This window comes from Saccharopolyspora oryzae, assembly GCF_027853915.1.
Lineage (GTDB): Bacteria > Actinomycetota > Actinomycetes > Mycobacteriales > Pseudonocardiaceae > Saccharopolyspora > Saccharopolyspora oryzae.
This window is the reverse complement of the sequence record NZ_JAQGLA010000071.1, coordinates 1-24,618: the sequence shown is the minus strand read 5'-3', so window position 1 is coordinate 24,618 and position 24,618 is coordinate 1. Positions and strand designations below refer to the sequence as shown.

The window sequence follows — 24,618 nt, the reverse complement described above, 5'->3', positions numbered from 1 at the left end:
TGATCGGCCGCGGCAATCCCGCCGCGGCTCGATGACGCATTCCCGATCCAGCTCACGAAAGACGAGGAACACCATGAAGCGCACGCGCGCATTCGCGATCGCGATCAGCGCGGTCGCCGCGATCGCACTGGCCGGCTGCAGCAACGGGCAGGAAGCCGGCAACGCCCCCGCACCGCAGGCCCCGGCGAGCCAGGAGCAGGCGGCCCACAACGCCGCCGACGTCACCTTCGCCCAGGGCATGATCCCGCACCACCAGCAGGCCATCGAGATGTCGAAGCTGGTCCCGGAGCGCTCGCAGTCCCAGCAGGTCAAGGACCTGGCCAAGCAGATCGAGGCCGCGCAGGGGCCGGAGATCCAGACGCTCACCGGCTGGCTGCGCGACTGGGGCGCCGAGGCGCCGAGCACCGATCACGCTTCGATGGGTCACGACATGGGCGACATGGGCGGTGACCACGGCGGCATGGGCGGCATGATGTCCGCCGACGAGATGAAGCAGCTGGAGCAGGCCAAGGGCGCGGAGTTCGACCGCATGTTCCTGGACCTGATGATCAAGCACCACGAGGGCGCGGTGACCATGGCGCAGGCGGAGCTGTCCGGCGGCCAGTTCCCGGCGGCCAAGCAGATGGCCCAGCAGATCATCGACACCCAGCAGGCCGAGATCGACACCATGCGCACGCTGCTGTCGCAGAGCTGACCACCAGGCCGGGGCGGCGGCCAGCCGCCCCGGCCCCCGTCACGACCGGCCGGTCAGGACTTGACCAGGCGGGCGATGGCCTCGCTGGCCTCGCGGACCTTCTCGTCGGCGTTCTCGCCGCCCTCCGCGAGGGCTTCGGCGACGCAGTGCTTGAGGTGCTCGTCGAGCAGGCGGAGGGAGACCGCCTGGAGCCCCTTCGTCGCCGCCGAGATCTGGGTGAGGATGTCGATGCAGTACTTGTCCTCTTCGATCATCCTGGCCAGGCCGCGGACCTGCCCTTCGATGCGCGCCAGCCGCTTGAGGTAGCTGTCCTTGTCCTCGGTGTACCCGTGCATCGCCCGCTCCACTTCACCGACCTCGCCAAACCCGGAAATCCTACCCCCCGGCAGGCGCCGGGCGGAGCCCTCTCGGCGCAGGAGCGCGAAACCACGTCGGCCCGAGCTCGGCGCGTGCCCACCGGCGCTCCCGGAAATCTCGGCCCGGACCGGAAAAGTTCATCGCACTTTTACCGGAACCCGGGAATACGATCCACAATAGACTTTTAGCCCCGTTAACGTGTTGTGCGGAAAATCCCGGTGCAGCGGCGATTTCCAACCGGTGTAGTCCGCATCACAGCGATTTCCCCGCCATCCCGGGAACAAAGTGATCGCGACCGTCGCTGGAGAGCGCGTCAGATTCTTCCGCCGTTCCAGGCGAATTCGAAAGGCAGCGATGGACAACGTTGCGGTGCAAAGCCCTCCGGCGGCGCGGGACGTGCGACCTGCGACCGACGAGCCGACCGGGTTCGACCGTTTCCGGGTGATCGTGGTGCTGGGGGCGCTGATCGCCCTCGGCCCGCTGACCATCGACATGTACCTGCCCGCGTTGCCCGCCATCGGCAACGACCTGCAGGCCAGCGCCTCCACCGTGCAGCTCACCCTCACCGGCACCCTGCTCGGCCTCGGCGTCGGCCAACTGCTGATCGGCCCGTTCTCCGACATCGTCGGCCGCCGGTTACCGCTGATCGCCGGGACCGCGCTGCACATCCTGGCGTCGCTGGCGTGCCTGTTCGCCCCGAACATCGCGGTGCTCGGGACGCTGCGCGCGCTGCAGGGCGTCGGCGCGGCCGCGACCATGGTCGTCGCGCTGGCCGTGGTCCGGGACCTGTTCACCGGCAACGCCGCAGCCACCGCGCTCTCGCGGTTGATGCTGGTGATGGGCGTGGCCCCGATCCTCGCGCCGAGCCTGGGCGGGGCGATCCTGCTGACCGGGTCGTGGCGCGGGGTGTTCGGCGCGCTGGCGATCCTCGGTGCGGTCCTGCTGGTGGTGGCCGTCTTCGCGCTCCGCGAGTCGCTGCCGCCGGAACGCCGCCAGGCCGCGCAGTTCCGCCCGGTGCTGCGCACCTACCGGCAGCTGATCACCGACCGCGACTTCGTGCTGCTGGCGATCGTCGCGGCGCTGGCGATGTCCGCGCTGTTCTCCTACATCTCGGGCTCGTCGTTCGTGCTCCAGGAGCAGTTCGGGCTCAACCAGCAGGCGTTCGGGCTGGTCTTCGGCGTCGGCGCGGTGGCGCTGATCGGCGCCTCGCAGTTCAACGTCGTGCTGCTCAAGCGCTACAGCCCCAAGCAGATCGTGTTCGCCGCGCTGGTCGCGGCCACCACCGCGGGCGTGGTCCTGACCGCGCTGACCACCACCGGCACCGGCGGGCTCTACGGGTTCATCGTGCCGATGTGGCTGGTGCTGGGAGCGATGGGTTTCGTGCTGCCCAACGCACCTGCGCTCGCGCTCTCCCGGCACGGCGAAGCAGCCGGGACCGCGGCCGCACTGCTCGGTGCCGCGCAGTTCGGGCTCGGCGCGCTGATCGCACCGCTGGTCGGCGTGCTGGGCAACGACGGTCCGGCGATGGCGATCACCATGACCGCCGGCGCGGCAGTCGCCCTGGTGGCCCTGGGCGTGGTGGTCCGGCTCGGCAACTCGGCCGAACACGCGGTCTAGCCCGGGCATATCGGGCGCGATTAGCATCACGGCTGGGCGGCCGGTACGCGCCGCCCGGCCGTGAGGAGGATCTGGATGTCCGAGGTGGCGCCCGAGCACGGGCACATCGACCTGGAGAAGCCGAACGCGGCGCGGGTCTACGACTACTACCTGGGCGGCGACCACAACTTCGCGATCGACCGGCAGATGGCCGAGGAAGCGATCGACATGTGGCCGGACCTGCCGCTGGTGATGCAGGCCAACCGCGCGTTCCTGCGGCGCGCGGTGCAGTTCTGCGTCGACCGGGGCATCCGCCAGTTCCTCGACCTGGGCTCGGGCATCCCCACCGTCGGCAACGTGCACGAGGTCGCCCAGCTGGCGGCGCCCGGTTCGCGCGTGGTCTACGTCGACACCGACCCGGTCGCGGTCGCCTACAGCAAGAAGCTGTTGAGCGACAACCCGGAGGCGGCGATCGTCGACGCCGATCTGCGCGATCCGGAGCGGGTGCTCGGCAGCCCGGAGGTCGCCGAGCTGCTGGACCTGAGCCAGCCGGTCGCGCTGATGATGGTCGCGGTGCTGCACTTCGTGCCGGACGCCGACGAGCCGTACGAGGTCGTCAACCGCTACCGGGAGGCGCTGGCCCCGGGCAGCTTCCTGGTGATCTCGCACGCCTCCAACGAGGGCCGCCCCGACGTGGCGCCGGCGCACGCCGACCTCTACCGCAAGCGCACCACGACACCCTTGACGATGCGCTCGCAGGCCGAGGTGACCCGCTTCTTCGACGGGTTGGAGCTGGTGGACCCGGGAGTGGTCTTCCTGCCGGAGTGGCGCCCGGTCGCGCCGACCGAGGTCGGCGAGCACCCGGAGCGGCTCACCGGGCTGGCCGGGGTCGGGCGGAAGCCGTGATCAGCGCCTCCCGCTGACCAGCCCCGACGCAAAAACCGCGGTTCCGGTGGAGACCGGAACCGCGGTTCTTCGCTTCGAGCGGCCTACCTTCGGAGGCGCTTGCGGCCGGTGACCTTGTTGTAGATCACCAGCACGATCACCGCGCCGATCACCGAACCGATCCAGCCCGCCGGCTGGAAGCCGCGGAACCCGACCGTGAGCAGGCCCCACAGGAACCCGCCGACGACGGAACCGACGACGCCGAGCACGATGGTGGCCAGCAGGCCGATGTCGTCCTTGCCCGGCACGACCGCCCTGGCGATGAAGCCCGCGATCAGGCCGAAGACGACCCATCCGAGGATGGTCCAGAACATCGCTCTCCCCTACTTCCCGGGTTCGCTGGCGAACAACATCATCCGCCAGGTTACGCGCCGGGAAGCCGCCCGGACGTCCTCAGTGGACATGATCCGACCCACCACGAGCGGCCCGACGGCCGCGGCGGGCGGCGGCTCGATCACGCGGAATCCGATCTCGCAGCTCATCGTGATGATCGACTCCCTGAGGACCACTCGAGCGGGTGATCTTCGGCCAGGATTGTCGGGGTCAGCGCCTAGACTCACGGCTCGTGACTGCCCAGCACAGCTCGACCGAGGCGGCCCTGCGCGATGCGGTGGACACAGCCTTCATCGACTTACTGACCGCTCCGAACAACCCGGCCGACCGCGCGCAGCAGGAGCTGACCCGTGCAGTCGGCATGCTCGACGAGCACCCGCAGATAGAGATCTCCGCCGACGCGGCGACCGCTGTCCGCTCCGCAGCCGAGCACCTCGCCCACGGCGACCGCGAAGACGCCCGCACCGCGCTGGTGACCGCCCGCGGCCGGCTCTCCGAACCGGGGTCCCGCATGGCCTCCCGCATGCACTGACCTGCACCTGTCCGGGGCGTGCGGCATCGGGCCGCAGAGCCCCGACCGGTCATTGCGGGACCGGTTCGTCCTCCCGGCTGTCGCGGGCCATCGGCGCGGCGCTGCCCCGCAACCGGTCGGCGAGTTCGTCCAGGAACCAGTTCAGCACCGATTCGGCCATCTCCACGTCGGCTTTCGAGCCGACGTCCAAGGCGTGCTTGTAGGCCAGTCCGGCGATCCGGATCTCCTCGCACAACTTCTCGTGCGGGAGTTCGCTGCACCTCGTGATCAGATCCATCGCAGACCACTCCCGTGGTCGATCGAGCGGCCGAGGGACGGCGATGCACCGCCGTCCTCGACCTCTCCCCCCAGTGTTGTCCCGGACGAATCCGGGGTAGTGCGCACCTGCCCAGACGGTAACCCGCCACGACGGAGAACGCGCTCCCCCAAACGGGGATATGTTGGAAATTCACCGGCGCCTACGAGTAACTGGTTGTTTCTTCTCCACCATTTCGGAACGCGCAGAACGCGGCCGTTGCCAACAGCGCCTTGACCAGCAGCAACCGACCGCGTCCGCACTCCGCCCAGGATCAGCTCAGGCCGTCGAGCCGTTCCCGGTACTCCTCGGAGCTGATCTCCCCGCGGGCGTAGCGCTCGGAGAGGATCTCCCGCGCCCGCTCACCCGCGGCCTTCCGGCACGGCCGACGGCGCACCGCGAGGACGACGACGGTGGCGATCAGGCCGAGGAACAGCAGGAAGAAGATCGGCCCGATGAACCACCCCGGACCTCCGTGCATGCCTGGACCCCACTGGGCGATGAACTCGGTCAACATCACGACACCTCCGAACCCGTTCCAACGTCGGATCCAGCATCGGCCCGGCGAGGCGCCGAGTCGTCCGTCAGCGAGCGACACTCGCGGTACCGCACCCGACGTACGCGGCCCTGCCGGACGTGCACGGGCGGAGGCGTCCTAAGTGGATTCGGCTTCGCACGGCGGCAGCACACCGCCGCGCAGCTCCCAGCGCCGGTTGAGCGGATTGCGGACCCAGCGCATCTCGGTCTCCGCTTCCCACGGCTGCAAGGTGGTCAAGTAGCGCGACCACAGCCAGTTCTGGACCGCGAAGTAGCGGCGGATTCCGGCCAGTCCGGCGGCGAACGGCCGGTCGAGCGGCATGTTCATGGTGTGCCATTCCTGGTCGCTCGGGGTTCGCTCAGCACCAGCGTGGGATGCACCGGATCCCGCCGAAAGCGGCAGCAATGCCATTGTGCGTCAAAATCCTGCCAGCTACCGTGGAGGACGTGTTGCGCAGCGTGGCCGCGGTCGTCCTCGACGACGTCGCCCCGTTCGAGCTGGGCGTGTTGTGCGAGGTCTTCGGCCTGGACCGGACCGCCGACGGGGTGCCGCCGATCGACTTCCGCATCTGCGGACAACGACCGGGCGAGCCGGTGCGCACCTCGGTGGGGATGCAGGTGGTCCCCGGGCACGGGCTCGACGAGCTTTCCCGCGCCGACGTAGTGGCGGTGCCCGCCGCGCGGATCCGGGACGACTACCCGCAGGACGTGCTCGACGGGCTCCGCTCAGCCGCAGTGCGCGGGGCGACCATGCTCTCGGTGTGCTCCGGCGCGTTCCTGCTCGGCGCGGCCGGGCTCCTCGACGGTCGCCGCTGCACGACGCACTGGTTCTACGTCTCCGAGTTCCGCCACCGCTTCCCCACCGCCGAGCTCGACCCGGACGTGCTCTACGTCGACGACGGCGACGTCGTGACCAGCGCGGGGACCGCGGCCGGCATCGACGCCTGCCTGCACCTGGTCCGCCGCGAGCTCGGCTCGACGGCTGCGACGCGGATCGCCCGGCGCATGGTGGTGCCACCGCAGCGCGACGGCGGCCAGCGGCAGTTCATCGATCTGCCCGTACCCGAATGCACCGGCGAAAGCCTCGAACCCGTGCTGGCCTGGATGCAGGAAACCCTGGACGTCGAGCACAGCGTCGCCGCCCTCGCCGCACGGGCGCAGATGTCCCCGCGCACGTTCGCCCGCCGGTTCGTCGCGGAAACCGGCACGACGCCGAACCAGTGGCTGGCCACGCAGCGCGTCCTGCACGCGCGTCGACTGCTGGAGGACACCGAGCTGGGCATCGAGCAGATCGCGCGCGAGTGCGGGTTCGGCAGCGCTTCCCTGCTGCGCCACCACTTCCGCCGCATCGTCGGCGTGACACCGCGCGACTACCGCCGGGCGTTCGCCCGGACCGCCGACTCAGTGCCGCAGTGATGCGCAGCTGATGCAGGTGGTCGCGGCGGGCAAGGCCTCCAGCCGCTCCGGGGCGATGTCCTTCCCGCAGCGCTCGCAGATTCCGTAGGTGCCCTTCTCCAGCTTCGCGACGGCGCGGTCGAGCGCATCCAGCTCGTGCCGGGCATCGGAGAGCAGGCCCTGCACCTGGGCGCGCTCGTAGGCGAGCGTCGCCCCTTCCGGGTCGTGCTCGTCATCGGTGCCGGTCCAGGTCGAGATGTCACCGATCGCGGCGAGGTGCCGCTGCAGCGACTCGACCCTGGCGAGCGCGTCCGCGCGCTCCCGGGCCAGCAGCTCCTGCGCCCGGTCAGTACCACCTCGTGTCGAGCGGTCTCCCATGCATTTAACAACTCCGCAGGTCAGAGCACTATTCCGAGGAGCCTCCGGAGCCCGCGGCACCGGGCGAGCAACGTCCGGCCACCGATGATCATCCCATCGGGCGACCATTAATCGCTCGAAAACCCGTTCGACCCGGTGCCATCATCGATGCATGACGACGAGCACGCAACACCCGGAACGGGCCGACCGACCGATGTCCACTTCGGACTCACCGCGAACAGCATTGGTGGCGAACATGATTCAGGACTCCCTCACGTGCCGCGCAAGAGCAGCCCACGGCACCGAAGAGCCGCCGAACCGGCAGCACGTCAGCGCAGGACACCGACGGCGCCGAAGGCGTTCGCGCGGACGACCTGCTCGGGCTCGACCGGACCGTCCGGTCGCCACAGCGGCACGGGGAGCAGCCCGGGCGGGACGATCTCGTAGCCGTCGAGCAACGGGGCGATGCGATCGGCGGACCGCCACTTCACCGGCGTCGGCGTGCGGGCCATGACCTGCTCCGCCGCGGCCACCTGCTCCGCGCTGGCCGCCAACTGCGAGATGTGCGAGATCGCCAGGTAGCTGCCCGGTGCGCACGCCTGGCGGTACGCGGCGAGAACGGCCGCGGCCTCCACGTCGTCCGGCACGAACGGAAGGATCGCCACGGCCAGCACCGCTATCGGCCGGTCGAAGTCGAGCAGTCCGGCAACTCCCGGCGCGGACAGCACGACCTCGGGGCGGCGGATGTCGGCGCGGGTGATGGTCACCCCGTCGACCTGCGCGAGCATGCGGCGCGAGTGGGCCACGGCCACCGACTCGATGTCCACGTAAGCCACGCGGGCCCGAGGGTTCACCCCTTGCGCGATCTCGTGCACGTTGCCCTTGGTCGGAATGCCGGAACCGAGGTCGAGGAACTGGTCGATGCCCACCGAGCACAGGTATCGCACCGCCCGCCCGAGGAAGGCCCGGTTGGCGCGCGCATAGGTCTCCGCGTCCGGCATCGCGGCGCGGCCCACCTCGGCCGCAGCCCGGTCCACCTCGAAGTTGGCCGACCCGCCCAAGTAGTAGTCGTACATCCGCGCCGCGTTCGGACCTCCCACGTCGATCACTTCGCGCTCGTCCGGATCGCTCATCCCGGCCTCCTCCAGAGGTCGCCACCCGCCACTCAACATCATCGCACCCGCCGACACCGAAGAGACCGGTCACAACGCAACAGCAAGGAGACCCCCATCTGCCATGAGAACGAAACCCGCCACCGAATGGCCCCGGATGGCTCACCGGTACCGCTCATGTGCTGCTGTGGCCCGCGCTGCTCGTGCTCTGCCTGGCCGCGTGGGGCACAACGCGCCACCTCGCGAGCGAGCTCCGCCGATCCGACGCATGAGCAGGAACCGCACCGGTCAGCGGCGGAGCCCTGCGGGCAGGCTCGAAGCGAAGCGGGAATCCGGCACGGAACCGGCGACCCGCAACGCATCTCCCATGGTGTCCACATCGGTCAGCTGCGGCAGCGAAGCGACCCGCAGACCCGCAGTGCGCAACGCCGCGAGCGTGCGCGCACCCGTGTCCGGACGGGAAGTCGGCACCAGCTCCAGCAGGCTCGCGGCGGCCGGGTCGCGGAACCCGACCACCCACCAGCCACCGTCCTCGGCCATGCCGAGGGCCGCGTCAGCGACGTCCAGCGCAGCGCACGCCTCGGAAAGCAGATCCGGCGTCACCTGCGGGGTGTCCATCCCGATCTGCACGACCGGCAATCCCGGATGCGCCGCTGCGGTGTCGGCGTGGGCGGCCGCCAACCTCGCGGGGAAGCCGTCGCCACGTTGCCCGAGAACGGTCCACCCGCGCAGCGCGTCGCGCAGCTCGACTGCGCCGGTGGCCGAATCGAGCTCCCCGGCCAATGCGAGCACCGGTCGGGCCCGTGCGGTGCCCTGCACCGCGTCGATCGTGTCGCGCAGGCTCGCGGCGGCGATGTGCGCTGCCTCGGCGTGCGTGGCAGGCGGGCACAGCCTGGTCTTGACCAACCCGGGCACGGGGGCCTTCGCCATCACCAGCAGCGCGGTCGGGCTCACCAGAGCACACCTGCCATGTCGCGCACGGCGCGGACCGTGCCGAGCACCGACCCGGAGACCTTGGACTTGGTTCCGGCCGCGCGGGGCCGGTAGGACACGTCCAGCTCGTGCACCCGCCAGTCCGCCTCCGCCGCCTTGCACAGCAGTTCGAGCGGGTAGCCGAAGGCGCGGTCCTCGACTCCCAGGCGCAGCAGGTCGAGCCGCCGCGCGGCGCGGACCGGGGCGATGTCGTGCACTGGAATCCCCCGCCGCCGCAGCAGTCCCGCGATCAGCGCGTTGCCCGTCCTCGCATGCCACGGCCACGCGGCCGCGGTCACCGGAACCCGCCGCCCGACGACCAGATCCGCCTGTCCCGCGCGCAACAGCGCGACCATCGTCGGCAGCTCCCCGGCGTCCAACGAGCCATCGCAGTCCAGGAAGCAGACGAACTCAGCAGTCGCCGCCGTCAAGCCCGCTTGCACCGCCGCCCCGTAACCCCGCCGGGGTTCCCGGACCACCACCGCGCCGTGCTCCTCGGCAACCTCGGCCGACCCGTCCGAAGAACCGTTGTCCACCACGATCGGGCGGAACCCGAGCGGCATCGCAGCGAGCACACCGGGCAGTGCCCGGGCCTCGTCGAGGCAGGGCAGCACCACATCGACGTCGTTCACACAGGCCAGTGAAACGCACTGCGGTCGGTGCCGAGAACTCCAACCGACCTTATGGATTCCTTACGCGAGAAGAGTTCTTACGAGTTGCTGACGGCTGCCGCCGGCGCGTTGGCGAAGGTCTGCGCCCGGACTAGCCTCGCGCTGGTGCCGACAACCCCCAGCCCCACCGCGGACCGGCGGTGGCGGGCCGACTTGGTCGCGCTCGCCGTCGCTGTCGTCGTCGTGGTGGGCTCGGCCGCAGCCGGTTTCCTGCTGAACCGCGCGGGTGGTCCGCTGTACGCCGATGCCGCACCGCTGTTCGGGTACTGGCTGCCCCGCGTCGGCCCCGGAACCCCGCTCGCGATCGTCACCGCCGGTGCGGTCATCACCTGGGGTCCGGTGCTGGCCGCGCGCCTGCCGTGGGGCCGCCTGCTCGTGACCGGGTACCTCGCCGGGATGGTGTGGACCGTGTCGCTGGCGCTGGTGGACGGGTGGCAGAACGGCATCGCCGGGCGGTTGACCGAGTGGACCGAATACCTGCACGACGTACCGCGGGTCACCGACATCGGTGCCGCGCTCCGCGTCTTCACCGACCGGATCCTGGCCGGACAGCCCGACTCCTGGACCGTGCACGTGTCCGGGCATCCGCCCGGCGCCCTGCTGAGCTACGTGTGGCTCGACCGGATCGGGCTCGGTGGTGGGGCTTGGGCAGCGGTCGTGTCGATGTCGGTCGGTCAGCTCGCGGCGGTGGCCGTGCCGGTCACCGTGCGGGCTCTCGCGGGCGCGGACGCGGCCCGGGCCACCATGCCGTTCCTCGTGCTGTTCCCCGGCGCGGTGTGGGTCGGGGTGTCCGCCGACGGCATGTTCACCGGGGTCTCCACCACCGGGATCGCGTTGTTGGCCATTGCCGCCACACGCCGTGGCTTGTGGGCCGCGTGCGCAGCGGTCAGCGCTGGCGTGCTGCTGGGATTCGCACTGTTCCTGAGCTACGGGCTGGTGCTGCTCTTCCCGCTCGTGGTCGTGGTGGTGCTGTGGACTCGTGGGGCCCGTGCGCTGCTGCTCGCCGCAGCGGGCGTGGCCGGTGTGGTCGCCGTGTTCGCGTGGTACGGGTTCTGGTGGTTGGACGGTTACCACTTGGTCGTCCAGCGCTACCACCAAGGCGATTTCGCCCAACGGCCGTACGAGTACTGGGTGTTCGGCAACATCGGTGCTCTGCTGCTGTCCGCAGGCCCGTTCGCCGCGGTGGCCGTCCGCCGAGCCGCGGTGGACCGGGGCGCGGCTGCCTGGCTGGTGCTGGCGGCGACCGCAGCGGTGCTGGCCGCCGACATCTCCGGTTTGAGCAAGGCCGAGGTCGAGCGGATCTGGCTGCCGTTCGCGGTGTGGTTCGCTGTCGGTGCCGCCCTGCTGCCCGACCGGCAGCGGCGTTGGTGGCTGGCCGGGCAGGCGATGACCGCGCTGGCGGTGAACCACTTGATCGCGACGAGCTGGTGATCGGATGAAGCAGCAGGACGAGGCGGGGCGGATCCTCGTCGTCGACGACGACCACGCGGTGCGCGACGTGCTCCGCCGGTACCTGGAGCGCTCCGGCTACCAGGTCGATCTCGCCGGTGACGGGGAAACCGCACTGCGGTCCTTCACCGCGGCCGCGCCCGACCTGGTGGTGCTCGACCTGATGCTGCCCGGGATAGGCGGGCTGGAGGTGTGCCGCCGCATCCGCGAGGACAGCCCGGTCCCGGTGGTGATGCTGACCGCGCTGGGCGAGGAGGCCGACCGGGTTCTCGGGCTGGAGCTCGGCGCCGACGACTACGTCGTCAAACCCTTCAGCCCGCGCGAGCTGGTGCTGCGCGTGGGGTCGGTGCTGCGCCGATCGCGCGCTGCGCTCACGGCTGCGGCCGAATCGCTGCGCGACGGTGGCCTGCAGATCGACGTGGGTGCCCGGCGGTGCACGCTCGACGGTGCCGCCTTGTCGCTGACCGGTCGTGAGTTCGACCTGCTGGTGTTCCTGCTGCGCAACCCGGGGCGGGCGTTCAGCCGGACCGAACTGCTGGAAGCGGTGTGGGGCTGGAGCTTCGGCGACCACTCGACCGTCACCGTCCACATGAGGCGCCTGCGGGAGAAGATCGAGCCGGATCCCGCCCGTCCCCGGCGGATCAGCACCGTCTGGGGTGTCGGGTACCGCTACGATCCCGCGGAGCCACCGACCGGGGCCACCGCATGGACGTGATCACCGAACTCACCCACGTCGTCCCTTACGCGGTCGGGCTCTCGCTGCCCGTCGCGTTCGCCGGTGCCGCGCTGCTCTACTTCCTGCGGAAGCGGTCGCTGACCTCGGCGCTGACCGCGCTGGTGCTGACGCCGCTGCTGGCCACCCTGGCCGGGATCGTCGGCGTGACCGGCTTCATGTTCGGGCCGCAGCTGACCACCGCGGTGGTGATCTGCACGGCGGTCGCGGTGGTGACCGTGCCGGTGGCGGTCCTGCTCGGCCGCAGCATCGCCCGCCGCAGCGTCTGGGAGCGGGAAGCACGCGCGCGGGAGCGGGCCGCCGAGGCCGCTCGCCGGGAACTGGTCGCGTGGATCAGCCACGACCTGCGCACTCCGCTGGCCGGAATTCGCGCGATGGCCGAGGCCCTGGCCGACGGTGTGGTCGGCGAACCGGACGAGGTGTGCGCCTACGCCACGCACATCCGGTCCGAGAGCGAGCGGCTGTCGGCCATGGTCGAGGACCTCTTCGAGCTGTCCCGGATCACCGCGGGCGCGGTGCAGCTGGAGTTCTCCGCGGTGCCGCTGCGCGACGTCGTGGACGAAGTGGTCGCGGTGGTGGATCCGCTGGCCCGGCACCGCGAGGTCGAGCTGCGGACCGCCACCAGCGACTGGCCGGTGGTGCAGGGCAGCGATCCGGAACTCTCCCGCGTGCTGCGGAACCTGCTGTCGAACGCGATCCGCCACACCCCGGCCCGCGGCTCGATCGTGCTGACCTCCGGCACCGACGGCGGTCAGGCGTGGTTGCGGGTCGACGACGCCTGCGGCGGAATCGCACCGGCCGAGCTGGAGCGGGTGTTCGACGTCGCGTTCCGCGGCGACCAGGCCCGGCGGGACGACACCGCCGGGGCCGGGCTCGGCCTGGCGATCGCGCGCGGACTCGTGCAGGCGCACCACGGCACCATCACCGCCCGCAACCACGGCCCCGGGTGCCGCTTCGAGGTCCGGCTACCGCTCGCCCAGGCCGATCGCGGCAGGCGCCCGTAGCGGCGCGTGCGCGAAGGACGCCACCCCGTCCGAGAACGCGACCGCAGCCCGGAAACCCAGCACGCGGCGCGCTTTCGCCGGATCGGCGACGATGTGCCGCACGTCGTTGGGCCGCGCACCACCGGCGACGTGCGGCTCCGGCCCGCCGCACGCCCGCGCCAGCTCGCGGGCGAGATCGCCGATGGTGTGCGGCTCGCCGGAGCAGATGTTCAGCGCGTCCAGCTCGCCCGGCGGCGGCTCGGCCTCCACCGCGGCGACGTTCGCCGCCGCGACATCGCTGACGTGCACGAAATCCCGCAGCTGGCGGCCGTCTTCCAGGACCACCGGAGCTTCACCTCGGTGCAGGGCCGAGCGGAATAGCGACGCCACACCGGCGTACGGGGTCCCGCTGGGCATCCACGGGCCGTAGACGTTGTGGTAGCGCAGTGCCCATGTGCCGCCACCGGTCTGCCTGGCCCACGCGGCGGCGAGGTGTTCCTGGGCCAGCTTCGTCGCCGCGTAGGTGCTGCGCGGATCGAGGTCGGCGTCTTCCGGGACCAGCTCGGGCTCCAGCGGTGTCGCGCAGTCCGGACATCTCGGCTCGAACCGGCCGGCAGCCAGATCCTCGGCCTGCCGCGGCGCCGGTTTGACCAACGCGTGCTGGGGGCAGCGGTAACGCCCTTCGCCGTAGACGACCATCGAGGACGCCAGCACCAGGCGGCGCACCCCGGTCGCGTGCATGGCGGCGAGCAGCACCGCCGTCCCGTAGTCGTTGTGCGACGCGTAGTCGGGCATGTCGGACGGATCGAGGCCGTGCCCGACCATCGCCGCTTGGTGGCACACGACGTCGACGTCCCGGAGCACTTCGCGGAGCAGCTCGGGATCGCGCACATCGCCGCGCACCAGCGGATGGCGCGAAGGCCGGTCCTCCCCGTGCGCCTGCGGCAGGAACGCGTCCAGCAGGACGACGTCGTGGCCCCTCGCGGCCAACGCGTCGGCGGCCGCCGATCCGATGAACCCGGCACCGCCGGTGACCAGAACTCGCACGCCACGACCGTACGAGCGACCAGCCCGATCCGGCTGTCCGAGCGGTCGGCCGTAAGCAATCCACAAGGTCTTGCCGTTGTCTTACGAATCGTCGTCATGACTGGCCCAGCCCGCTTTCGGGCCGTCGAATGGAGCCATGACCCCTGTCCCCATCCCGCGGATGCGCGCAGCCGTGGTCGGGCTGTTCGCCACCGCCGCCGCGCTCGGCTCCGGGCACCTGGTCGCGGGCATCACCGGCACCCGCACCTCACCGCTCGTGGCCGTCGGCAACTCGGTGATCTACCTGACGCCGGAGCCGGTGAAGGAGTTCGCCATCGCCGTGTTCGGCACCGGCGACAAGATGGCGCTGATGGTGGGCATGACGCTCGTGATCGCGCTGCTCGCCGTCTGCGCCGGGCTGCTGTCCCGGCGGCGCGCGTGGCCCGGGGCCGCCTTGATCGCGGTTTTCGGGCTGGTCGGCGTGAGCGCGGCGGTGGCCAGCTCGGACGGCGGCCTGGCCGCGGCGCTGACCTCGCTGGTTGTCGGCGTGGTCGTGTTCTGGTGGCTGCACCACGTCGCCGGGATGGCCTCGACGGGCCTGGACTCCGATCGGCGGCGGTTCCTGATCACCACTGGGATCACGCTGGTCGGGGCCGGTGTCGCCGGTCTGGCGGGCAGTTTCCTCCAGAACGCGACCGGGGTGTCGACCTCGCGGCGAACCGCCGCCGCGCGGATCCCGGAAGTTCCGTCCCCGCCCGTCCCGCGAGGCGCCGATTTCGCGTCCTCGGGCACCCCGACCTTCCTCACCGCGAACCGCGACTTCTACCGGATCGACACCGCGCTGACCGTTCCGCAGCTCCGCGCGGAGGACTGGCAGCTGCGGCTGCACGGCATGGTGCAGCGCGAGCTCGTGCTGAGCTTCGACGACCTGCTCCGGCGCAGGCTGGAAGCCCGGCAGATCACGCTCACCTGCGTCTCCAACCAGGTCGGCGGGAACCTGATCTCCACCGCGACGTTCACCGGGGTACCGGTGCGCGACCTGCTGCTCGAAGCCGGGGTGCGGACCGGGGCGCAGCAGCTGTTCACCACCAGCGTCGACGGCTACACCGCGGGCACACCGCTCGACGTGCTGCTCGAACCCGACCGGGGCGCGCTGCTGGCGGTCGAGATGAACGGCGAGCCGCTGCCCGCCGAGCACGGCTTCCCGGTCCGGATGGTCGTACCGGGCCTGTACGGCTACGTTTCGGCGACCAAGTGGCTGGTGGACGCCGAGGTGACGACCTTCGACCGGCCCCACTACTGGGAACGGCGCGGTTGGGCGCGGCAGGCACCGATCAAGACGGAGTCCCGCATCGATCGGCCGCAGCCCGGGCCGCCGGTGCCCGCGGGGGCGGTCACGGTCGCCGGGATCGCCTGGGCGCAGCACACCGGGATCGACCGGGTCGAGGTCCGCGCCGACGGCGGGCCGTGGCAGGTCGCCGAACTCGCCGTCGACGTCAGCCGGGACACCTGGCGGATGTGGCGGGCCGTGCTGCAACTCCCGCCCGGCGAGCACGTGATCGAATGCCGCGCCACCGACCGGACCGGGCAGACGCAGACCCCGCGGCGGCAGGGCGTGGTGCCCGACGGCGCGACCGGGTGGCATTCGGTCCGGATCACGTGCCGATGAGCGGGCACCACGTCATCCGTGCCCTGCTGGACTTCGCACGACCAGGCCGTAGATGACCATCACCGACAGGGCGATGACCAGGACCGACCACAGCGGGAACGCGGTGAGGAACACCAGGTGCCCGATGGCGCAGAGCGCGGCGAGGTCGATGCCGATGAAGCGGGCCCAGCCCCGGCCGTACACCGCGCCGATGCCGACGGCCACCTGCACCAGGCCGAAGACGACCCAGATCCAGCCCCAGACCGGGTAGTTGAACACCAGCAGCCGGGTGGGGGCGACCAGGAAGTACCCGGGGCGGACCAGCGCGGTGACGCCGGTGATGATGTTGAAGATCCCCAGCAGCCCCAGCATCGAGCCGGCGAAGGCGAGCCATCCGGTCGGGGCCCCGGCGGGCGGCGAGCCGGCCAGCGCCCAGGTGCTGTGCGCCGTCCCGGCGCGCTGCTCGGTCCGCCCTGCGCTCGGTTCGGAAGTCATGGCTCCCTCCCATCGCTCGTGCAACAGGAGTGCCCGCACCGGGCGAGGTTCAAAAGTCGACGGCGGTGAGCTCGTGCAGCAGTGCGACGGTGCGCCGCGCGGCCGGGTGGTCGGCGATCGACTTCTTCACCGCGACGTTGATCCGGCGCATCGGCGCCGGCGCCACCACGGGGACCGCGGTCAGCCCGGCGGGCAGGTTCCCGATGCCCAGGCGCGGGATCACGGTGATGCCGATTCCCGTTGCCACGAACGGGATCGCGGTCTGGTAGTCGCGGGTCTCCACCGCGAAGCGCGGCGCGTACCCCGCCTCGGCGCACGCTTCCAGGAGCACCTGCCGGCACGCTCCGGCGGCGAAGTCGTTGTCCACCCAGTGCCTTTCGGCCAGTTCGGCCAGCGGCACCTCCTTGCGCCCGGCGAGCGGGTCGTCGTCGCGGACGACCACCAGGTACGGGTCGTCGGTGAGGTGGCGCACCTCCACGTGCGGCGGGTGCTCGGTGCCGGGCCGCTCGACGAAGATGTCGATGTCCGGATCGGACGCATCGAGCTCGGTCAGCCGCAGTTCCAGCCGCAGTTCGGGGAATTCGGCGCGCAGCGCGGCGACGATCGAGGGCAGCCAGGTCGCCCCGGCGGTGCTGAAGTAGCCGATCGACAGGCTGCCGATGCGTCCGGCGCGCAGGTCGCCGACCACGCCTTCGAGCCGGCTGACCGCGGCGAACAGCGGCTCGGCTTCGGCCGCGAGGGTCTGTCCCGCGGTGGTCGGTTCGATCCCGCGACCGACCCGCTCGAACAGCTGCAGGCCGGTCTCGCGCTGCAGCGAGGCGAGCTGCTGGCTCACCGCGGACGGCGTGTAGCCGAGCGCGTCAGCGCTCGCGCGGATCGATCCGGTGGCGACGACCGCCCGGAGCACGCGCAGTCTTGGCAGGTCAAGCACACCCAGAACCGTACAGCATTGCTTAATCTTTCGGTAGAAATAATCACTTGTCCTTTCGTTTTGGCTTGGCAACGATAATTGTCGTGACCGAACAGACCCAGACCCTCCAACCCGCTCCCGCCACTGACGAGCGCAACCGGGCCGCTGCCGCCGCCCTCGTGACCGTGCTGCTGTGGGCGTCGTCCTTCGTGGCGATCCGAAGCATCGGGCAGTCGCTGTCCCCCGCACCCATGGCGTTGCTGCGCCTCGCGGTCGCGGCGACCGCGCTCACCGTCCTGGTGCTGATCCGGTTCCGCGGCCGCCCGCCGGTGCCGAACTCGCGCCGGACCCTGGTGCTCGTCGCGGTGTACTCGGTGCTCTGGCTGGCCGCTTACACGGTGGTGCTCAACACCGCCGAACTGCACATCGACGCGGGAACGGCCGCGCTGCTGGTGAACATCGCACCGCTGCTGGTCGCGTTCGGCGCCGGGCTGTTCCTGGGCGAGGGCTACTCGAAGGTGCTGATCGCCGGTTCGCTGGTCGCCCTGGGCGGGCTCTCGATCATCGCGTTCGGCTCGGCCGGGAACCGCGACGGGATGGGTGTGGTGCTGTGCCTGGTCGCTGCCGTCCTGTACGCGGCGGGCGTGCTGCTCCAGAAGGTCGCGCTGCGCGGCATCGACGGGCTGATCGCGATCTGGCTCGGCTGCGTGGTCGCGACCGCGGTTCTCCTGCCGTGGACCCCGCAGCTGCTGGACGAACTCCAGACCGCTCCGCTCGACGCCATCCTCAGCACTGTCTACTTGGGACTGTTCCCGACCGCGGTCGGCTTCACCACCTGGTCCTACGCCCTGCGCCGGATGAACGCGGGCCGGCTCACCGCCTCGACCTACGCGGTCCCGGCGGTCTCGACCGGGCTGTCCTGGCTGCTGCTGAGCGAAGTTCCGACGGCCTACGCCCTGCTCGGCGGCGTGATCTGCCTCATCGGCGTCGCGATCTCCCGCCGCGCTCCCCGCACCACCTGATCCGCCGTCACCCGGGGCCCGCCTCAATTCCTCGCGGAGGTGGCGCGACCCCGGGTGACGCGGCCGGGTGCCGCCTCGGAAACGCCGGACGAGCGGCGGTCAGCCAGCTCCCGCCGACGACGACCAAGCCCGGATCGACGTGACTCAGCGGCTCAGAAGTCCACGGCTGAGCGGTCGTCGATGCGCAGCACCGATTCCTGCGCGAAGCGCTTGGTGTACTCGGAGCGGATCTGCTCGATCTTCGGGTCGCTGTCCTGGTACTCGGCGACCGGGTAGAGCAGGACCAGCTCGAAGGAGCGCTCCTTCTCGATCACGCCGTTGTCGTCGCGGTACTGGCCGTAACCGTCCTGCACCGTGAGCCCCGCCGGGAACAGCGGCGTGACAACCTCGTCGACGAAGGAGCGGAACTGCTCGTCGGTGACCGGAGCTCCGCCGTCGGGACGCACGGTGCCGAACATCAGGCTGGTCTCGACGTACGGCGTGCCCCGTCCGCTCTGCACCGGAGCCTCGTCGCCGAACGCGCCGTAGGCGGCGGGCGCGGCCGCGCCGATCAGGGCGGAGGCCAGAACTGCCGTGGTCAGGCGCCACGGTCGCGTGATCGTCTTCTTCACGCCAGGAACAGTAAGCCCACCGCAGCCCGGAGGAACCGGCATCCCACTGGTCGGTCAGCAGAATTCCCACGATCAGGCGGGCACGACATGCTGATCGGTGCGCCCGGTACCACGTCCTGCCAGCCGAATCCCCACGCTCCACGCGCCGACCAACGGCACGATCCGCTTCCTCGGCGTCCCTGTCTCCGTCCGCGCCAGCAGGTAGCCCGGACCACCGCCGCCGAATGACCACTGTGGACGGAAGGGACCTGGGCGCAGCCCTCTCGTGCTGGATGAGTTTGCCTGTGTTGGCAGGTGACGGGGGTGCGCGACCAGGACGGCTCCGTGACCGCCTGCGATCGCTCGTGCGGGACCAGCGTGAACCTGGCCCCGCACCAGGTGCTACCGAGCGGGAGCGACGCTCAGTCGCGGCGGTCCCCATTCCGCGATGCGAACCGGCATCAACTCGCCGACTCGTGGGGTCCGGTCCCATGAATCCTTGTGCAGCAAGCCGTGGATCCCGGGCGCGACCTCGACGAACGCGCCGAACGGAACAACGGACACCACGGTCGCGTCGACGACGGTGCCCACCTCGTGTTCGTCCTGGAAGGCCTGCCAGGCAGCAGGCGAAACCTCATGAGAGGACATCGATCTCACCTCCTTCCGCAATCCCGAAAGATCGTTGGGACGCGTTCGGAGGGCGGGCTTCTAGCCCGCGCCGCGCTCACCGCGCGGCCGGGAACCCCATCTGTGCGCGGCTTTCAGCCGACCCGGCAGTCACGATTGGCAAGGTAGCAGAGCCGGCAAGACGCACCCCACCACCGCCGCCTTCATCTGGTCTTGACGGCCGGGCCACTGCGCAGGGGGCGGGATGACCGAGGTTCCGGCCGAACTCACCGAAGCCATCGACGCACGCCGCGATGCCCTGTCGCGGGAGGCCGACGACGAGCAGGCCTATCGGACTACCGTCGAGCTGGTCGACCTGCTCCTGCAGCGCGGCCAGCTGACCGGCGAGGATCCGGCCGAGGCGATCAGCATCGCCGGCGGGCTGAACGAGGCGCTCCCAGCGGACTCCCCCGCTCGAGCTTTCCCGCTGCTCCACCTCGCCATGGGGCACTGGGCGCGCGGGGGCCAGCAGGCCCTGCTGATCGCGCTGGCGCACCTGCGGGAGATGCGCCCGCTGCTCGACGACGAACTGCCGGTGCACGTGGAGATTCGCGCGCGGTGGGATTGATGTTCTCGCTGTGCGCCGGGGAGATGTGGGCCAGGACCTCGTCGTCGATGCGTCGCCCGGCAGCGCGCATCGACTCCACCGCCAGGCCGTAGTACTCGGTCGTCCAGGTCACCACGGCGTTGGTCACTAGCGTCAGGCACCAAGCCTGCTCGGTCTGGGCCTCCAGGTGCCGGACCCGCATCCTCGCTACGCCTTTGGCTGCGCAACCTCGGCCTCCCCAGGCGCGACGGCCGCACCACCACGATCCGCCAACTCGTCCTCCAAGCACCCGCCCCCGTCGTCGCCGGAATGCTCGGCTACCACCCCAACACCACCGAGCAACTTGCCGCCGAAGCCAGAACCACATGGAAGCGCTACGCGCCCGGCGATCACGGCAAGCACTAAACCGTGCCCTACTGACATCGCCTGTTGGTGCACAACGCGATCGTGCTGTTCACCACCCGCTACCTCAATGCTGCGATCACCGCGCTACGCGCCGGCAGCTACGAGGTCCGCGACGCCGACGCCGCACGGCTGTTGCCGTTCGTGCGCCATCACATCAACATGCTCGGCCGCTACTCGTTTCTGACTCCGGAGCTGGCTGGTGGCCTGCGACCGCTGCGCGACCCGTCCGAACCCGACGAGGACGGCTGCGTCTAAGCCGTCTCCGGCAGGCCCCGTCCGCTGCGAGTTTCAGGCTCCTCGCCCCGGGAAAATTTCTGCGATGGCCGCTGTAGACATGCTCGCTTGGCCCTGTTAGGGTATCTCTCCACAGACGGAGAGCACTAAAGCGCCATCATCGACGAATCGGCGCCGCGAGTGATGAAAGTGGAGCTGTATTGGCAGCTCCCTGGGGGCAACCGGCCGGTTGCCCCCAGGGAGCGAAAAAGGGTAAGTCCGCAATCCGTACGCGAGTGAGAAGGGGGTCGTCGAGTCATTGTTTTCCCCGCCGCCCCACTCCCGGTGTTCGTGGATGGATGAGCGGCCTGAGTAGTGAGTAATTACCTCCTCGCGGCCCCCGGTGCACCAGTGGTGCGCCGGGGGCCTTGTTGAGGGGTGAGGGAGCGGTATTGAACGAGGATCGGCACGGCGCCGACGCGAAGTTCGACGACGAGGATTACCCCGCCTACACGATGGGGCGGGCTGCGGAGATGCTGGAGGTGACCCAGCCGTTCCTGCGGTCGCTGGAAGAGGCCGGCCTCATCGATCCGCAGCGTTCGGCCGGGGGGCACCGGCGCTACTCGCGGCGGCAACTGCGGCGGGCCCAACGCGCCCGCGAACTCATCGACCAAGGCACTCCGGTTGCTGCGGCGTGCCGGATCATCACCCTCGAGGACCAGCTCGCCGAGCACACCGGCCCGCCGGAGAAATGAGGAGAAGTGCCTGTGCGTGCCCGACTGGCCGCCGCGTGGCTGTCCGCGGCGTTGGTGGCCTACTTCGTGGTGACCGCGCCTGTTGAGGCCGCTGATCTGACCCGCGCAGTGCTGGACGGACTCGCCGCCGCAGCCCACAGCGGCATGGTCTTCCTGAACAACCTCGCCACATGACAGACCCCCGGCGCTCCCAGGTGGGAGAGCCGGGGGTCTGCTCGCCGCGTCAAGAGGTGGCGGGTGTGATGGGCAGGAGGAGCCAGACCGTGATGTGGTGGCAGATCGCCGCTGCGGTGACGGCGGTGTGGAAGACCTCGTGGTAGCCGAACGTGCTCGGCCACGGGTCGGGCCACCGGGTGGCGTAGCTGAGGGCGCCGAGGGTGTAGAGGACGCCACCCGCCAGCAGCAGCACCAGTCCCGCGACACCGGCGGTGCGCAGCAGGTCGCCGAGGACGAACACCGCGACCCAGCCGAGAGCGATGTAGAGCGGGACACCGACCCAGCGCGGCGCGTGGGGCCAGGCGAGTTTGAGCAGCATGCCGCCAAGCGCTCCGGCCCACACCACGCCCAGCACGATGCGCGCGGTGTCCTGGGGCAGGGCCAGCAGGCTGATCGGAGTGTAGGTGCCTGCGATCAGCAGGAAGATCATCGAGTGATCCAGCCGCCGCATCCAGGTGCGAGCACGTTCGGAGCGCCACGTGATGAGGTGGTAGACGGCGCTGACACCGAACAGGCCGAGCACCCCGGCCGTGTAGAGCGCCACGGCCACGGTTGTCGTCGGCCGGCCGGTCGTGGCGGCCAGGGTGATCAGCACGATGCCGGATGCGGAGAACCCGATCACGCTGGCCAGGTGAATCCACCCTCGCATCCGGGGTTTGACCGAAGCGTAGGCGCGACGCGTCGTCAGAACTTCGCTCATGCCACCAGGGTACGAATGTTCGTGCTGCGCAGGGCTTATGCGTTCGATCGCTGACCTCCGGGCTCGTCGGCGGTAAACGGGGCGCGGAGGGGGCGCAGAGTCTCCTCGTCCTGATCTGTGCGCCGAGGCTGGGGGGCTGGGGTGGTGCGGGGCGTGCTGGGCTCGAGGAACGCCACCGGCGCCACCGGCCTCCGATCGCGGGGTGGGCGCGGGTCGTGACGCGGGAGAGCCCCGCGCCGGTCAACCTGCGCGGAGCCGCTCCGAGGCCCGTTGCCGGGGCGGAGGGAGGTGGAGAGGTTCACAGGAAGGTCCTTTCGGGGAGGCTCATGCCCACGGGCGCAGCCTTTTTCGGCTTCACGTTCAGCGGGCAGGTAGTGGGGTGGTCAGTCGGTGTCGGTGACGAACACGCGTCCTCCGCCGTATGCGGCGAGCTGGTGGTGGGCGCGGGCGATCGCGTCGTGTTCGGTGCCTGCGATGCGCGCGGTGTGCTGGCCTTCGGCATCGGTGATCTGCCAGGCGTCATCGGACAACGTCCGCGCGACGTGGCGGGAGTGCCGCATCAGGCCATCACCGCCGCGGTGTGCTGCCGAGGCGCAGGCGTCGCGGCCGTGGTGGTCGCGAACTCGGCGCGGGGGCTGCGGCCCGGGAGTGCGCTCACTCCGGCCGCATGCAGCACGCGAAGCACCCGGGGCGCCGCGTTGATGATGTGGAGGGGGATGTGCCGATGGGCCGCGTAGGTGCGTGCAGCGACCAGGAGGTCGAGCCCGGCGGTATCGATGGTGCTGGCCAGGGCCAGGTCCACGAGCGTGTCCGGTGGTCCGGTCAGCAGGTGCGGCCAGAGCCGCTCGGCGAGCAGGGTGACACCGTCGCCAGCGAGGTCACCATCCACTGTGAACACTGTGGGCAGGGTCGTGATCAGGCTGTAGTTAGCCCGCATCGGGCTCCAATGCACGTCGAAGGATCCTGTGGCCTGGCGCAACGCAGAGAGTCGCCGCTGCAGGACCGCAGGCAGAAACAAGGCTCGGCTCCGGGAACCGCGCAAACGCGCTCGGCTCAACCGGAAGAGAGAAAACTGGTGTTGCAGCAGGCTGCGGCCAGCCGTTTCGTTGCGCGCCCAGTGGCGGGCAGCGTCGTCACGGCGGAGAGCGTGCTGCTGGACTAGATCGGTTCGGCCCGCCTCCACCGCACCGCAAATGGCGGGTGCGGGAGCGATGCCGGGTGAAACCGTAGTCCCCGGCCCGCACACGAGGTGCGGGCCGGGAAGAAACTCAGCGGAGTCTCAGACCGCGCGCACGAGGTCGGCCTGCGGGCCCTTGGGACCCTGGCTGACCTCGTAGGTCACCTGCTGGTCCTCGTCCAGGCTGCGGAAGCCGCCGGCGTCGATGGCCGAGTAGTGCACGAAGACGTCAGGGCCGCCGTCGTCCGGGGCGATGAAGCCGAAGCCCTTTTCCGAGTTGAACCACTTCACGGTTCCGTTGGTCATGTCAGTCTCCTTCGGGAGCTGGGGTATCACGGGCACCCACACCGTGCGGAGGCCCGGGCCGGGGGATCTCAGACGGCGGCTCACTCCAGCTGCAAACCAAAGAAAGAAGCTCGCCCGCATCAACATCCTGCGAGCATGCACAAAACACGAACCCAGAAATACAACGACCACCACTCACCCTACACGCCCCGCGTGCCGTCAACACCCGGGGCGCACCGGTGGACTCACTCAGCACCCGGCTCCGGGGCGGCATCAGGTGTCGCCGAGGGCCGCGAAGCGCCAGCGCACGACTCCGCCGCCGGGGCAGGCGCATCGTGGCTTGGACCGCGCACCACGAGGTCCCTGCGGCACTCCGCCGGGCGGCCTTCACCTACCACGGCCGCTGAACAGCGCGGACTGGCCCCAGAACCCGACCTCAGGTCCACCGCGCTACCGGCCGCCCGAATTCCCGCGATCGGGCAACCGCACCCGGCCGATAGGATGATCACCGTGGCGCTGGAGTGGAACGACCTGCTGATCGGCGCGCCCGGCGAGCGGTGGCGAACCACCCCGACCACCCGGCGCGTGCTGGTGGTCGTGCACAACGTCACCGCGGCCACCCGACTGCTCGACGTGGTGCCGCTCTGGGCCGGCGACCTTCGCGTCCAGACCGCGTTCACCTGCATCGGATCGAGCGCGTTCACCACCGGCACCACCGAATTCCTCGCCGAGCGCGGCATCACGCCGATCGACTGGGAGCAGGCGGTGCGCGGCGAATTCGACCTCGCCGTCTCGGCGAGCTACGGCGGACCGCTGCACGAGGTCAACGCGCCGTTGATCGTCCTTCCCCACGGAATGGGCTACAATAAATTTCTAGAATCCCGGAGAATCCCGGAGAATCCCGGAGAATCCCGGAGAATCCCGGAGAATCCCGGAGAATCCCGGAGAATCCGGTCTTCGGTCTTCGGTCTTTCCGATGCGTGGTTGTTGCACGAGGGCGAG

At 70.3% G+C, this 24,618-nt stretch carries 33 protein-coding genes and 2 pseudogenes; 15 read left to right on the top strand and 20 right to left on the bottom strand.

Annotated features, from left to right (window positions below; translation table 11 throughout):
• Window positions 1-73: 73 nt before the first annotated feature.
• Window positions 74-694: a DUF305 domain-containing protein gene (locus OU415_RS29545; protein WP_270952636.1), complete on the top strand. Its 621-nt coding sequence runs from the start codon at window positions 74-76 to the stop codon at window positions 692-694.
• Window positions 695-747: 53 nt separating this feature from the next.
• Here the strand turns inward: OU415_RS29545 and OU415_RS29540 are convergent, their stop codons facing one another.
• Window positions 748-1,029: a metal-sensitive transcriptional regulator gene (locus tag OU415_RS29540; protein ID WP_270952635.1), complete on the bottom strand. Its 282-nt coding sequence runs from the start codon at window positions 1,027-1,029 to the stop codon at window positions 748-750.
• Between the two features lie 418 nt (window positions 1,030-1,447).
• On the opposite strand from OU415_RS29540, the gene OU415_RS29535 reads away from it, so the two are divergent.
• Entirely contained in the window at window positions 1,448-2,668 is a 1,221-nt protein-coding gene (locus OU415_RS29535; protein WP_270952634.1) for a multidrug effflux MFS transporter, read from the top strand.
• A gap of 75 nt (window positions 2,669-2,743) precedes the next feature.
• Complete coding sequence (locus OU415_RS29530) at window positions 2,744-3,553, top strand: SAM-dependent methyltransferase (protein WP_270952632.1); 810 nt, start codon at window positions 2,744-2,746, stop codon at window positions 3,551-3,553.
• An 83-nt stretch (window positions 3,554-3,636) separates the two neighbouring features.
• Here the strand turns inward: OU415_RS29530 and OU415_RS29525 are convergent, their stop codons facing one another.
• Window positions 3,637-3,906 carry a GlsB/YeaQ/YmgE family stress response membrane protein gene (locus OU415_RS29525; RefSeq protein WP_270952631.1) on the bottom strand — a complete coding sequence of 90 codons (270 nt, stop codon included), beginning with the start codon at window positions 3,904-3,906 and terminating at the stop codon, window positions 3,637-3,639.
• A gap of 9 nt (window positions 3,907-3,915) precedes the next feature.
• Entirely contained in the window at window positions 3,916-4,074 is a 159-nt protein-coding gene (locus OU415_RS29520; RefSeq protein WP_270952630.1) for a hypothetical protein, read from the bottom strand.
• An 83-nt stretch (window positions 4,075-4,157) separates the two neighbouring features.
• Here OU415_RS29520 and OU415_RS29515 point away from each other — a divergent pair, with 83 nt between their 5' ends.
• On the top strand, window positions 4,158-4,457 hold the full coding sequence (locus OU415_RS29515) for a hypothetical protein (protein ID WP_270952629.1): 300 nt from the start codon (window positions 4,158-4,160) through the stop codon (window positions 4,455-4,457).
• A 49-nt stretch (window positions 4,458-4,506) separates the two neighbouring features.
• On the opposite strand, the gene OU415_RS29510 is transcribed toward OU415_RS29515, so the two are convergent.
• The 3 genes from OU415_RS29510 to OU415_RS29500 all read right to left on the bottom strand — a co-directional run bounded on the left by OU415_RS29510 (window position 4,507) and on the right by OU415_RS29500 (window position 5,617).
• Window positions 4,507-4,734 (bottom strand): hypothetical protein, encoded by a 228-nt coding sequence (locus tag OU415_RS29510; protein WP_270952628.1) that lies wholly within the window; start codon window positions 4,732-4,734, stop codon window positions 4,507-4,509.
• Window positions 4,735-5,026: 292 nt separating this feature from the next.
• On the bottom strand, window positions 5,027-5,269 hold the full coding sequence (locus OU415_RS29505) for an SHOCT domain-containing protein (RefSeq protein ID WP_270952627.1): 243 nt from the start codon (window positions 5,267-5,269) through the stop codon (window positions 5,027-5,029).
• Window positions 5,270-5,407: 138 nt separating this feature from the next.
• Window positions 5,408-5,617 carry a hypothetical protein gene (locus OU415_RS29500; protein WP_270952626.1) on the bottom strand — a complete coding sequence of 70 codons (210 nt, stop codon included), beginning with the start codon at window positions 5,615-5,617 and terminating at the stop codon, window positions 5,408-5,410.
• 119 nt (window positions 5,618-5,736) lie between these two features.
• Here OU415_RS29500 and OU415_RS29495 point away from each other — a divergent pair, with 119 nt between their 5' ends.
• Window positions 5,737-6,705 (top strand): GlxA family transcriptional regulator, encoded by a 969-nt coding sequence (locus tag OU415_RS29495; protein ID WP_270952624.1) that lies wholly within the window; start codon window positions 5,737-5,739, stop codon window positions 6,703-6,705.
• Here OU415_RS29495 and OU415_RS29490 read toward each other — a convergent pair.
• The 4 genes from OU415_RS29490 to OU415_RS29475 form a co-directional block, all read right to left on the bottom strand.
• Window positions 6,691-7,062 (bottom strand): TraR/DksA family transcriptional regulator, encoded by a 372-nt coding sequence (locus OU415_RS29490; protein ID WP_270952622.1) that lies wholly within the window; start codon window positions 7,060-7,062, stop codon window positions 6,691-6,693. The genes OU415_RS29495 and OU415_RS29490 overlap by 15 nt on opposite strands.
• 308 nt (window positions 7,063-7,370) lie before the next feature.
• Window positions 7,371-8,174: an SAM-dependent methyltransferase gene (locus OU415_RS29485; protein ID WP_270952620.1), complete on the bottom strand. Its 804-nt coding sequence runs from the start codon at window positions 8,172-8,174 to the stop codon at window positions 7,371-7,373.
• A gap of 267 nt (window positions 8,175-8,441) precedes the next feature.
• Entirely contained in the window at window positions 8,442-9,110 is a 669-nt protein-coding gene (locus tag OU415_RS29480) for a TIGR04282 family arsenosugar biosynthesis glycosyltransferase (RefSeq protein ID WP_408641931.1), read from the bottom strand.
• The gene (locus OU415_RS29475; RefSeq protein WP_270952619.1) at window positions 9,104-9,757 is read right to left on the bottom strand and encodes a glycosyltransferase family 2 protein; all 654 of its coding nucleotides are present in this window, start codon (window positions 9,755-9,757) and stop codon (window positions 9,104-9,106) included. The genes OU415_RS29480 and OU415_RS29475 overlap by 7 nt, the downstream gene beginning before the upstream one ends.
• A gap of 141 nt (window positions 9,758-9,898) precedes the next feature.
• Between OU415_RS29475 and OU415_RS29470 the strand changes: the two genes are divergently transcribed.
• The 3 genes from OU415_RS29470 to OU415_RS29460 are packed head-to-tail and all read left to right on the top strand — an operon-like array spanning window position 9,899 to window position 12,982.
• On the top strand, window positions 9,899-11,227 hold the full coding sequence (locus OU415_RS29470; RefSeq protein WP_408641930.1) for a hypothetical protein: 1,329 nt from the start codon (window positions 9,899-9,901) through the stop codon (window positions 11,225-11,227).
• Window positions 11,228-11,231: 4 nt separating this feature from the next.
• On the top strand, window positions 11,232-11,960 hold the full coding sequence (locus tag OU415_RS29465; protein WP_270952617.1) for a response regulator transcription factor: 729 nt from the start codon (window positions 11,232-11,234) through the stop codon (window positions 11,958-11,960).
• On the top strand, window positions 11,951-12,982 hold the full coding sequence (locus OU415_RS29460; protein WP_270952616.1) for a sensor histidine kinase: 1,032 nt from the start codon (window positions 11,951-11,953) through the stop codon (window positions 12,980-12,982). The genes OU415_RS29465 and OU415_RS29460 overlap by 10 nt, the downstream gene beginning before the upstream one ends.
• Here the strand turns inward: OU415_RS29460 and OU415_RS29455 are convergent.
• Window positions 12,944-14,008 (bottom strand): NAD-dependent epimerase/dehydratase family protein, encoded by a 1,065-nt coding sequence (locus OU415_RS29455; protein WP_270952615.1) that lies wholly within the window; start codon window positions 14,006-14,008, stop codon window positions 12,944-12,946. The genes OU415_RS29460 and OU415_RS29455 overlap by 39 nt on opposite strands.
• A gap of 136 nt (window positions 14,009-14,144) precedes the next feature.
• On the opposite strand from OU415_RS29455, the gene OU415_RS29450 reads away from it, so the two are divergent.
• On the top strand, window positions 14,145-15,656 hold the full coding sequence (locus tag OU415_RS29450) for a molybdopterin-dependent oxidoreductase (RefSeq protein WP_270952613.1): 1,512 nt from the start codon (window positions 14,145-14,147) through the stop codon (window positions 15,654-15,656).
• Window positions 15,657-15,668: 12 nt separating this feature from the next.
• Here OU415_RS29450 and OU415_RS29445 read toward each other — a convergent pair whose 3' ends face one another.
• On the bottom strand, window positions 15,669-16,130 hold the full coding sequence (locus tag OU415_RS29445) for a DUF7144 family membrane protein (protein WP_270952612.1): 462 nt from the start codon (window positions 16,128-16,130) through the stop codon (window positions 15,669-15,671).
• Between the two features lie 49 nt (window positions 16,131-16,179).
• Complete coding sequence (locus OU415_RS29440) at window positions 16,180-17,061, bottom strand: LysR family transcriptional regulator (RefSeq protein WP_270952611.1); 882 nt, start codon at window positions 17,059-17,061, stop codon at window positions 16,180-16,182.
• A gap of 83 nt (window positions 17,062-17,144) precedes the next feature.
• Here OU415_RS29440 and OU415_RS29435 point away from each other — a divergent pair, with 83 nt between their 5' ends.
• Window positions 17,145-18,062: a DMT family transporter gene (locus OU415_RS29435; RefSeq protein WP_270952610.1), complete on the top strand. Its 918-nt coding sequence runs from the start codon at window positions 17,145-17,147 to the stop codon at window positions 18,060-18,062.
• A gap of 152 nt (window positions 18,063-18,214) precedes the next feature.
• On the opposite strand, the gene OU415_RS29430 is transcribed toward OU415_RS29435, so the two are convergent.
• Window positions 18,215-18,673: a DUF3574 domain-containing protein gene (locus OU415_RS29430; RefSeq protein ID WP_270952609.1), complete on the bottom strand. Its 459-nt coding sequence runs from the start codon at window positions 18,671-18,673 to the stop codon at window positions 18,215-18,217.
• 381 nt (window positions 18,674-19,054) lie between these two features.
• Window positions 19,055-19,300 (bottom strand): S1 RNA-binding domain-containing protein, encoded by a 246-nt coding sequence (locus OU415_RS29425; protein ID WP_270952608.1) that lies wholly within the window; start codon window positions 19,298-19,300, stop codon window positions 19,055-19,057.
• Window positions 19,301-19,523: 223 nt separating this feature from the next.
• Between OU415_RS29425 and OU415_RS29420 the strand changes: the two genes are divergently transcribed.
• Window positions 19,524-19,886 (top strand): hypothetical protein, encoded by a 363-nt coding sequence (locus OU415_RS29420; protein WP_270952665.1) that lies wholly within the window; start codon window positions 19,524-19,526, stop codon window positions 19,884-19,886.
• Here OU415_RS29420 and OU415_RS29415 read toward each other — a convergent pair.
• A pseudogene (locus OU415_RS29415) lies at window positions 19,882-20,067 on the bottom strand (Tn3 family transposase); the annotation flags it as partial. The gene OU415_RS29420 and the pseudogene OU415_RS29415 overlap by 5 nt on opposite strands.
• A 230-nt stretch (window positions 20,068-20,297) precedes the next feature.
• Between OU415_RS29415 and OU415_RS29410 the strand changes: the two are divergent.
• From OU415_RS29410 to OU415_RS29400, 3 genes are all read left to right on the top strand, one after another.
• A complete protein-coding gene (locus OU415_RS29410) occupies window positions 20,298-20,525 on the top strand; it encodes a Tn3 family transposase (protein WP_270952607.1) in 228 nt (75 codons plus the stop codon).
• Window positions 20,526-20,935: 410 nt separating this feature from the next.
• Entirely contained in the window at window positions 20,936-21,238 is a 303-nt protein-coding gene (locus OU415_RS29405) for a MerR family transcriptional regulator (RefSeq protein ID WP_270952606.1), read from the top strand.
• 12 nt (window positions 21,239-21,250) lie between these two features.
• The gene (locus tag OU415_RS29400) at window positions 21,251-21,412 is read left to right on the top strand and encodes a hypothetical protein (RefSeq protein ID WP_270952604.1); all 162 of its coding nucleotides are present in this window, start codon (window positions 21,251-21,253) and stop codon (window positions 21,410-21,412) included.
• Window positions 21,413-21,461: 49 nt separating this feature from the next.
• On the opposite strand, the gene trhA is transcribed toward OU415_RS29400, so the two are convergent.
• The 4 genes from trhA to OU415_RS29380 all read right to left on the bottom strand — a co-directional run bounded on the left by trhA (window position 21,462) and on the right by OU415_RS29380 (window position 23,637).
• Window positions 21,462-22,154, bottom strand: a complete 693-nt coding sequence (gene trhA, locus OU415_RS29395) for a PAQR family membrane homeostasis protein TrhA (RefSeq protein ID WP_270952603.1) — start codon at window positions 22,152-22,154, stop codon at window positions 21,462-21,464.
• Window positions 22,155-22,537: 383 nt separating this feature from the next.
• On the bottom strand, window positions 22,538-22,714 hold the full coding sequence (locus OU415_RS29390) for a hypothetical protein (protein ID WP_270952602.1): 177 nt from the start codon (window positions 22,712-22,714) through the stop codon (window positions 22,538-22,540).
• Window positions 22,714-23,052 (bottom strand): STAS domain-containing protein, encoded by a 339-nt coding sequence (locus tag OU415_RS29385; protein ID WP_270952601.1) that lies wholly within the window; start codon window positions 23,050-23,052, stop codon window positions 22,714-22,716. Before OU415_RS29385 ends, OU415_RS29390 begins: the two co-directional genes overlap by 1 nt.
• A gap of 381 nt (window positions 23,053-23,433) precedes the next feature.
• Window positions 23,434-23,637, bottom strand: coding sequence for a cold-shock protein (locus tag OU415_RS29380; protein WP_270952600.1), 204 nt, complete (start codon window positions 23,635-23,637; stop codon window positions 23,434-23,436).
• A gap of 489 nt (window positions 23,638-24,126) precedes the next feature.
• Between OU415_RS29380 and OU415_RS29375 the strand changes: the two are divergent.
• Window positions 24,127-24,618, top strand: a pseudogene (locus OU415_RS29375) (hypothetical protein); the annotation flags it as partial.

What these genes read in the sequence shown, in the direction of transcription:
- OU415_RS29545 (WP_270952636.1), top strand. Translation starts at nt 74, where the DNA reads ATGAAGCGCACGCGCGCATTCGCGATCGCGATCAGCGCGGTCGCCGCG.
- OU415_RS29540 (WP_270952635.1), bottom strand. Translation starts at nt 1,029, where the DNA reads ATGCACGGGTACACCGAGGACAAGGACAGCTACCTCAAGCGGCTGGCG.
- OU415_RS29530 (WP_270952632.1), top strand. Translation starts at nt 2,744, where the DNA reads ATGTCCGAGGTGGCGCCCGAGCACGGGCACATCGACCTGGAGAAGCCG.
- OU415_RS29525 (WP_270952631.1), bottom strand. Translation starts at nt 3,906, where the DNA reads ATGTTCTGGACCATCCTCGGATGGGTCGTCTTCGGCCTGATCGCGGGC.
- OU415_RS29520 (WP_270952630.1), bottom strand. Translation starts at nt 4,074, where the DNA reads ATGAGCTGCGAGATCGGATTCCGCGTGATCGAGCCGCCGCCCGCCGCG.
- OU415_RS29510 (WP_270952628.1), bottom strand. Translation starts at nt 4,734, where the DNA reads ATGGATCTGATCACGAGGTGCAGCGAACTCCCGCACGAGAAGTTGTGC.
- OU415_RS29505 (WP_270952627.1), bottom strand. Translation starts at nt 5,269, where the DNA reads ATGTTGACCGAGTTCATCGCCCAGTGGGGTCCAGGCATGCACGGAGGT.
- OU415_RS29500 (WP_270952626.1), bottom strand. Translation starts at nt 5,617, where the DNA reads ATGAACATGCCGCTCGACCGGCCGTTCGCCGCCGGACTGGCCGGAATC.
- OU415_RS29490 (WP_270952622.1), bottom strand. Translation starts at nt 7,062, where the DNA reads ATGGGAGACCGCTCGACACGAGGTGGTACTGACCGGGCGCAGGAGCTG.
- OU415_RS29485 (WP_270952620.1), bottom strand. Translation starts at nt 8,174, where the DNA reads ATGAGCGATCCGGACGAGCGCGAAGTGATCGACGTGGGAGGTCCGAAC.
- OU415_RS29465 (WP_270952617.1), top strand. Translation starts at nt 11,232, where the DNA reads ATGAAGCAGCAGGACGAGGCGGGGCGGATCCTCGTCGTCGACGACGAC.
- OU415_RS29460 (WP_270952616.1), top strand. Translation starts at nt 11,951, where the DNA reads ATGGACGTGATCACCGAACTCACCCACGTCGTCCCTTACGCGGTCGGG.
- OU415_RS29450 (WP_270952613.1), top strand. Translation starts at nt 14,145, where the DNA reads ATGACCCCTGTCCCCATCCCGCGGATGCGCGCAGCCGTGGTCGGGCTG.
- OU415_RS29445 (WP_270952612.1), bottom strand. Translation starts at nt 16,130, where the DNA reads ATGACTTCCGAACCGAGCGCAGGGCGGACCGAGCAGCGCGCCGGGACG.
- OU415_RS29425 (WP_270952608.1), bottom strand. Translation starts at nt 19,300, where the DNA reads ATGTCCTCTCATGAGGTTTCGCCTGCTGCCTGGCAGGCCTTCCAGGAC.
- OU415_RS29420 (WP_270952665.1), top strand. Translation starts at nt 19,524, where the DNA reads ATGACCGAGGTTCCGGCCGAACTCACCGAAGCCATCGACGCACGCCGC.
- trhA (WP_270952603.1), bottom strand. Translation starts at nt 22,154, where the DNA reads ATGAGCGAAGTTCTGACGACGCGTCGCGCCTACGCTTCGGTCAAACCC.
- OU415_RS29390 (WP_270952602.1), bottom strand. Translation starts at nt 22,714, where the DNA reads ATGCGGCACTCCCGCCACGTCGCGCGGACGTTGTCCGATGACGCCTGG.
- OU415_RS29380 (WP_270952600.1), bottom strand. Translation starts at nt 23,637, where the DNA reads ATGACCAACGGAACCGTGAAGTGGTTCAACTCGGAAAAGGGCTTCGGC.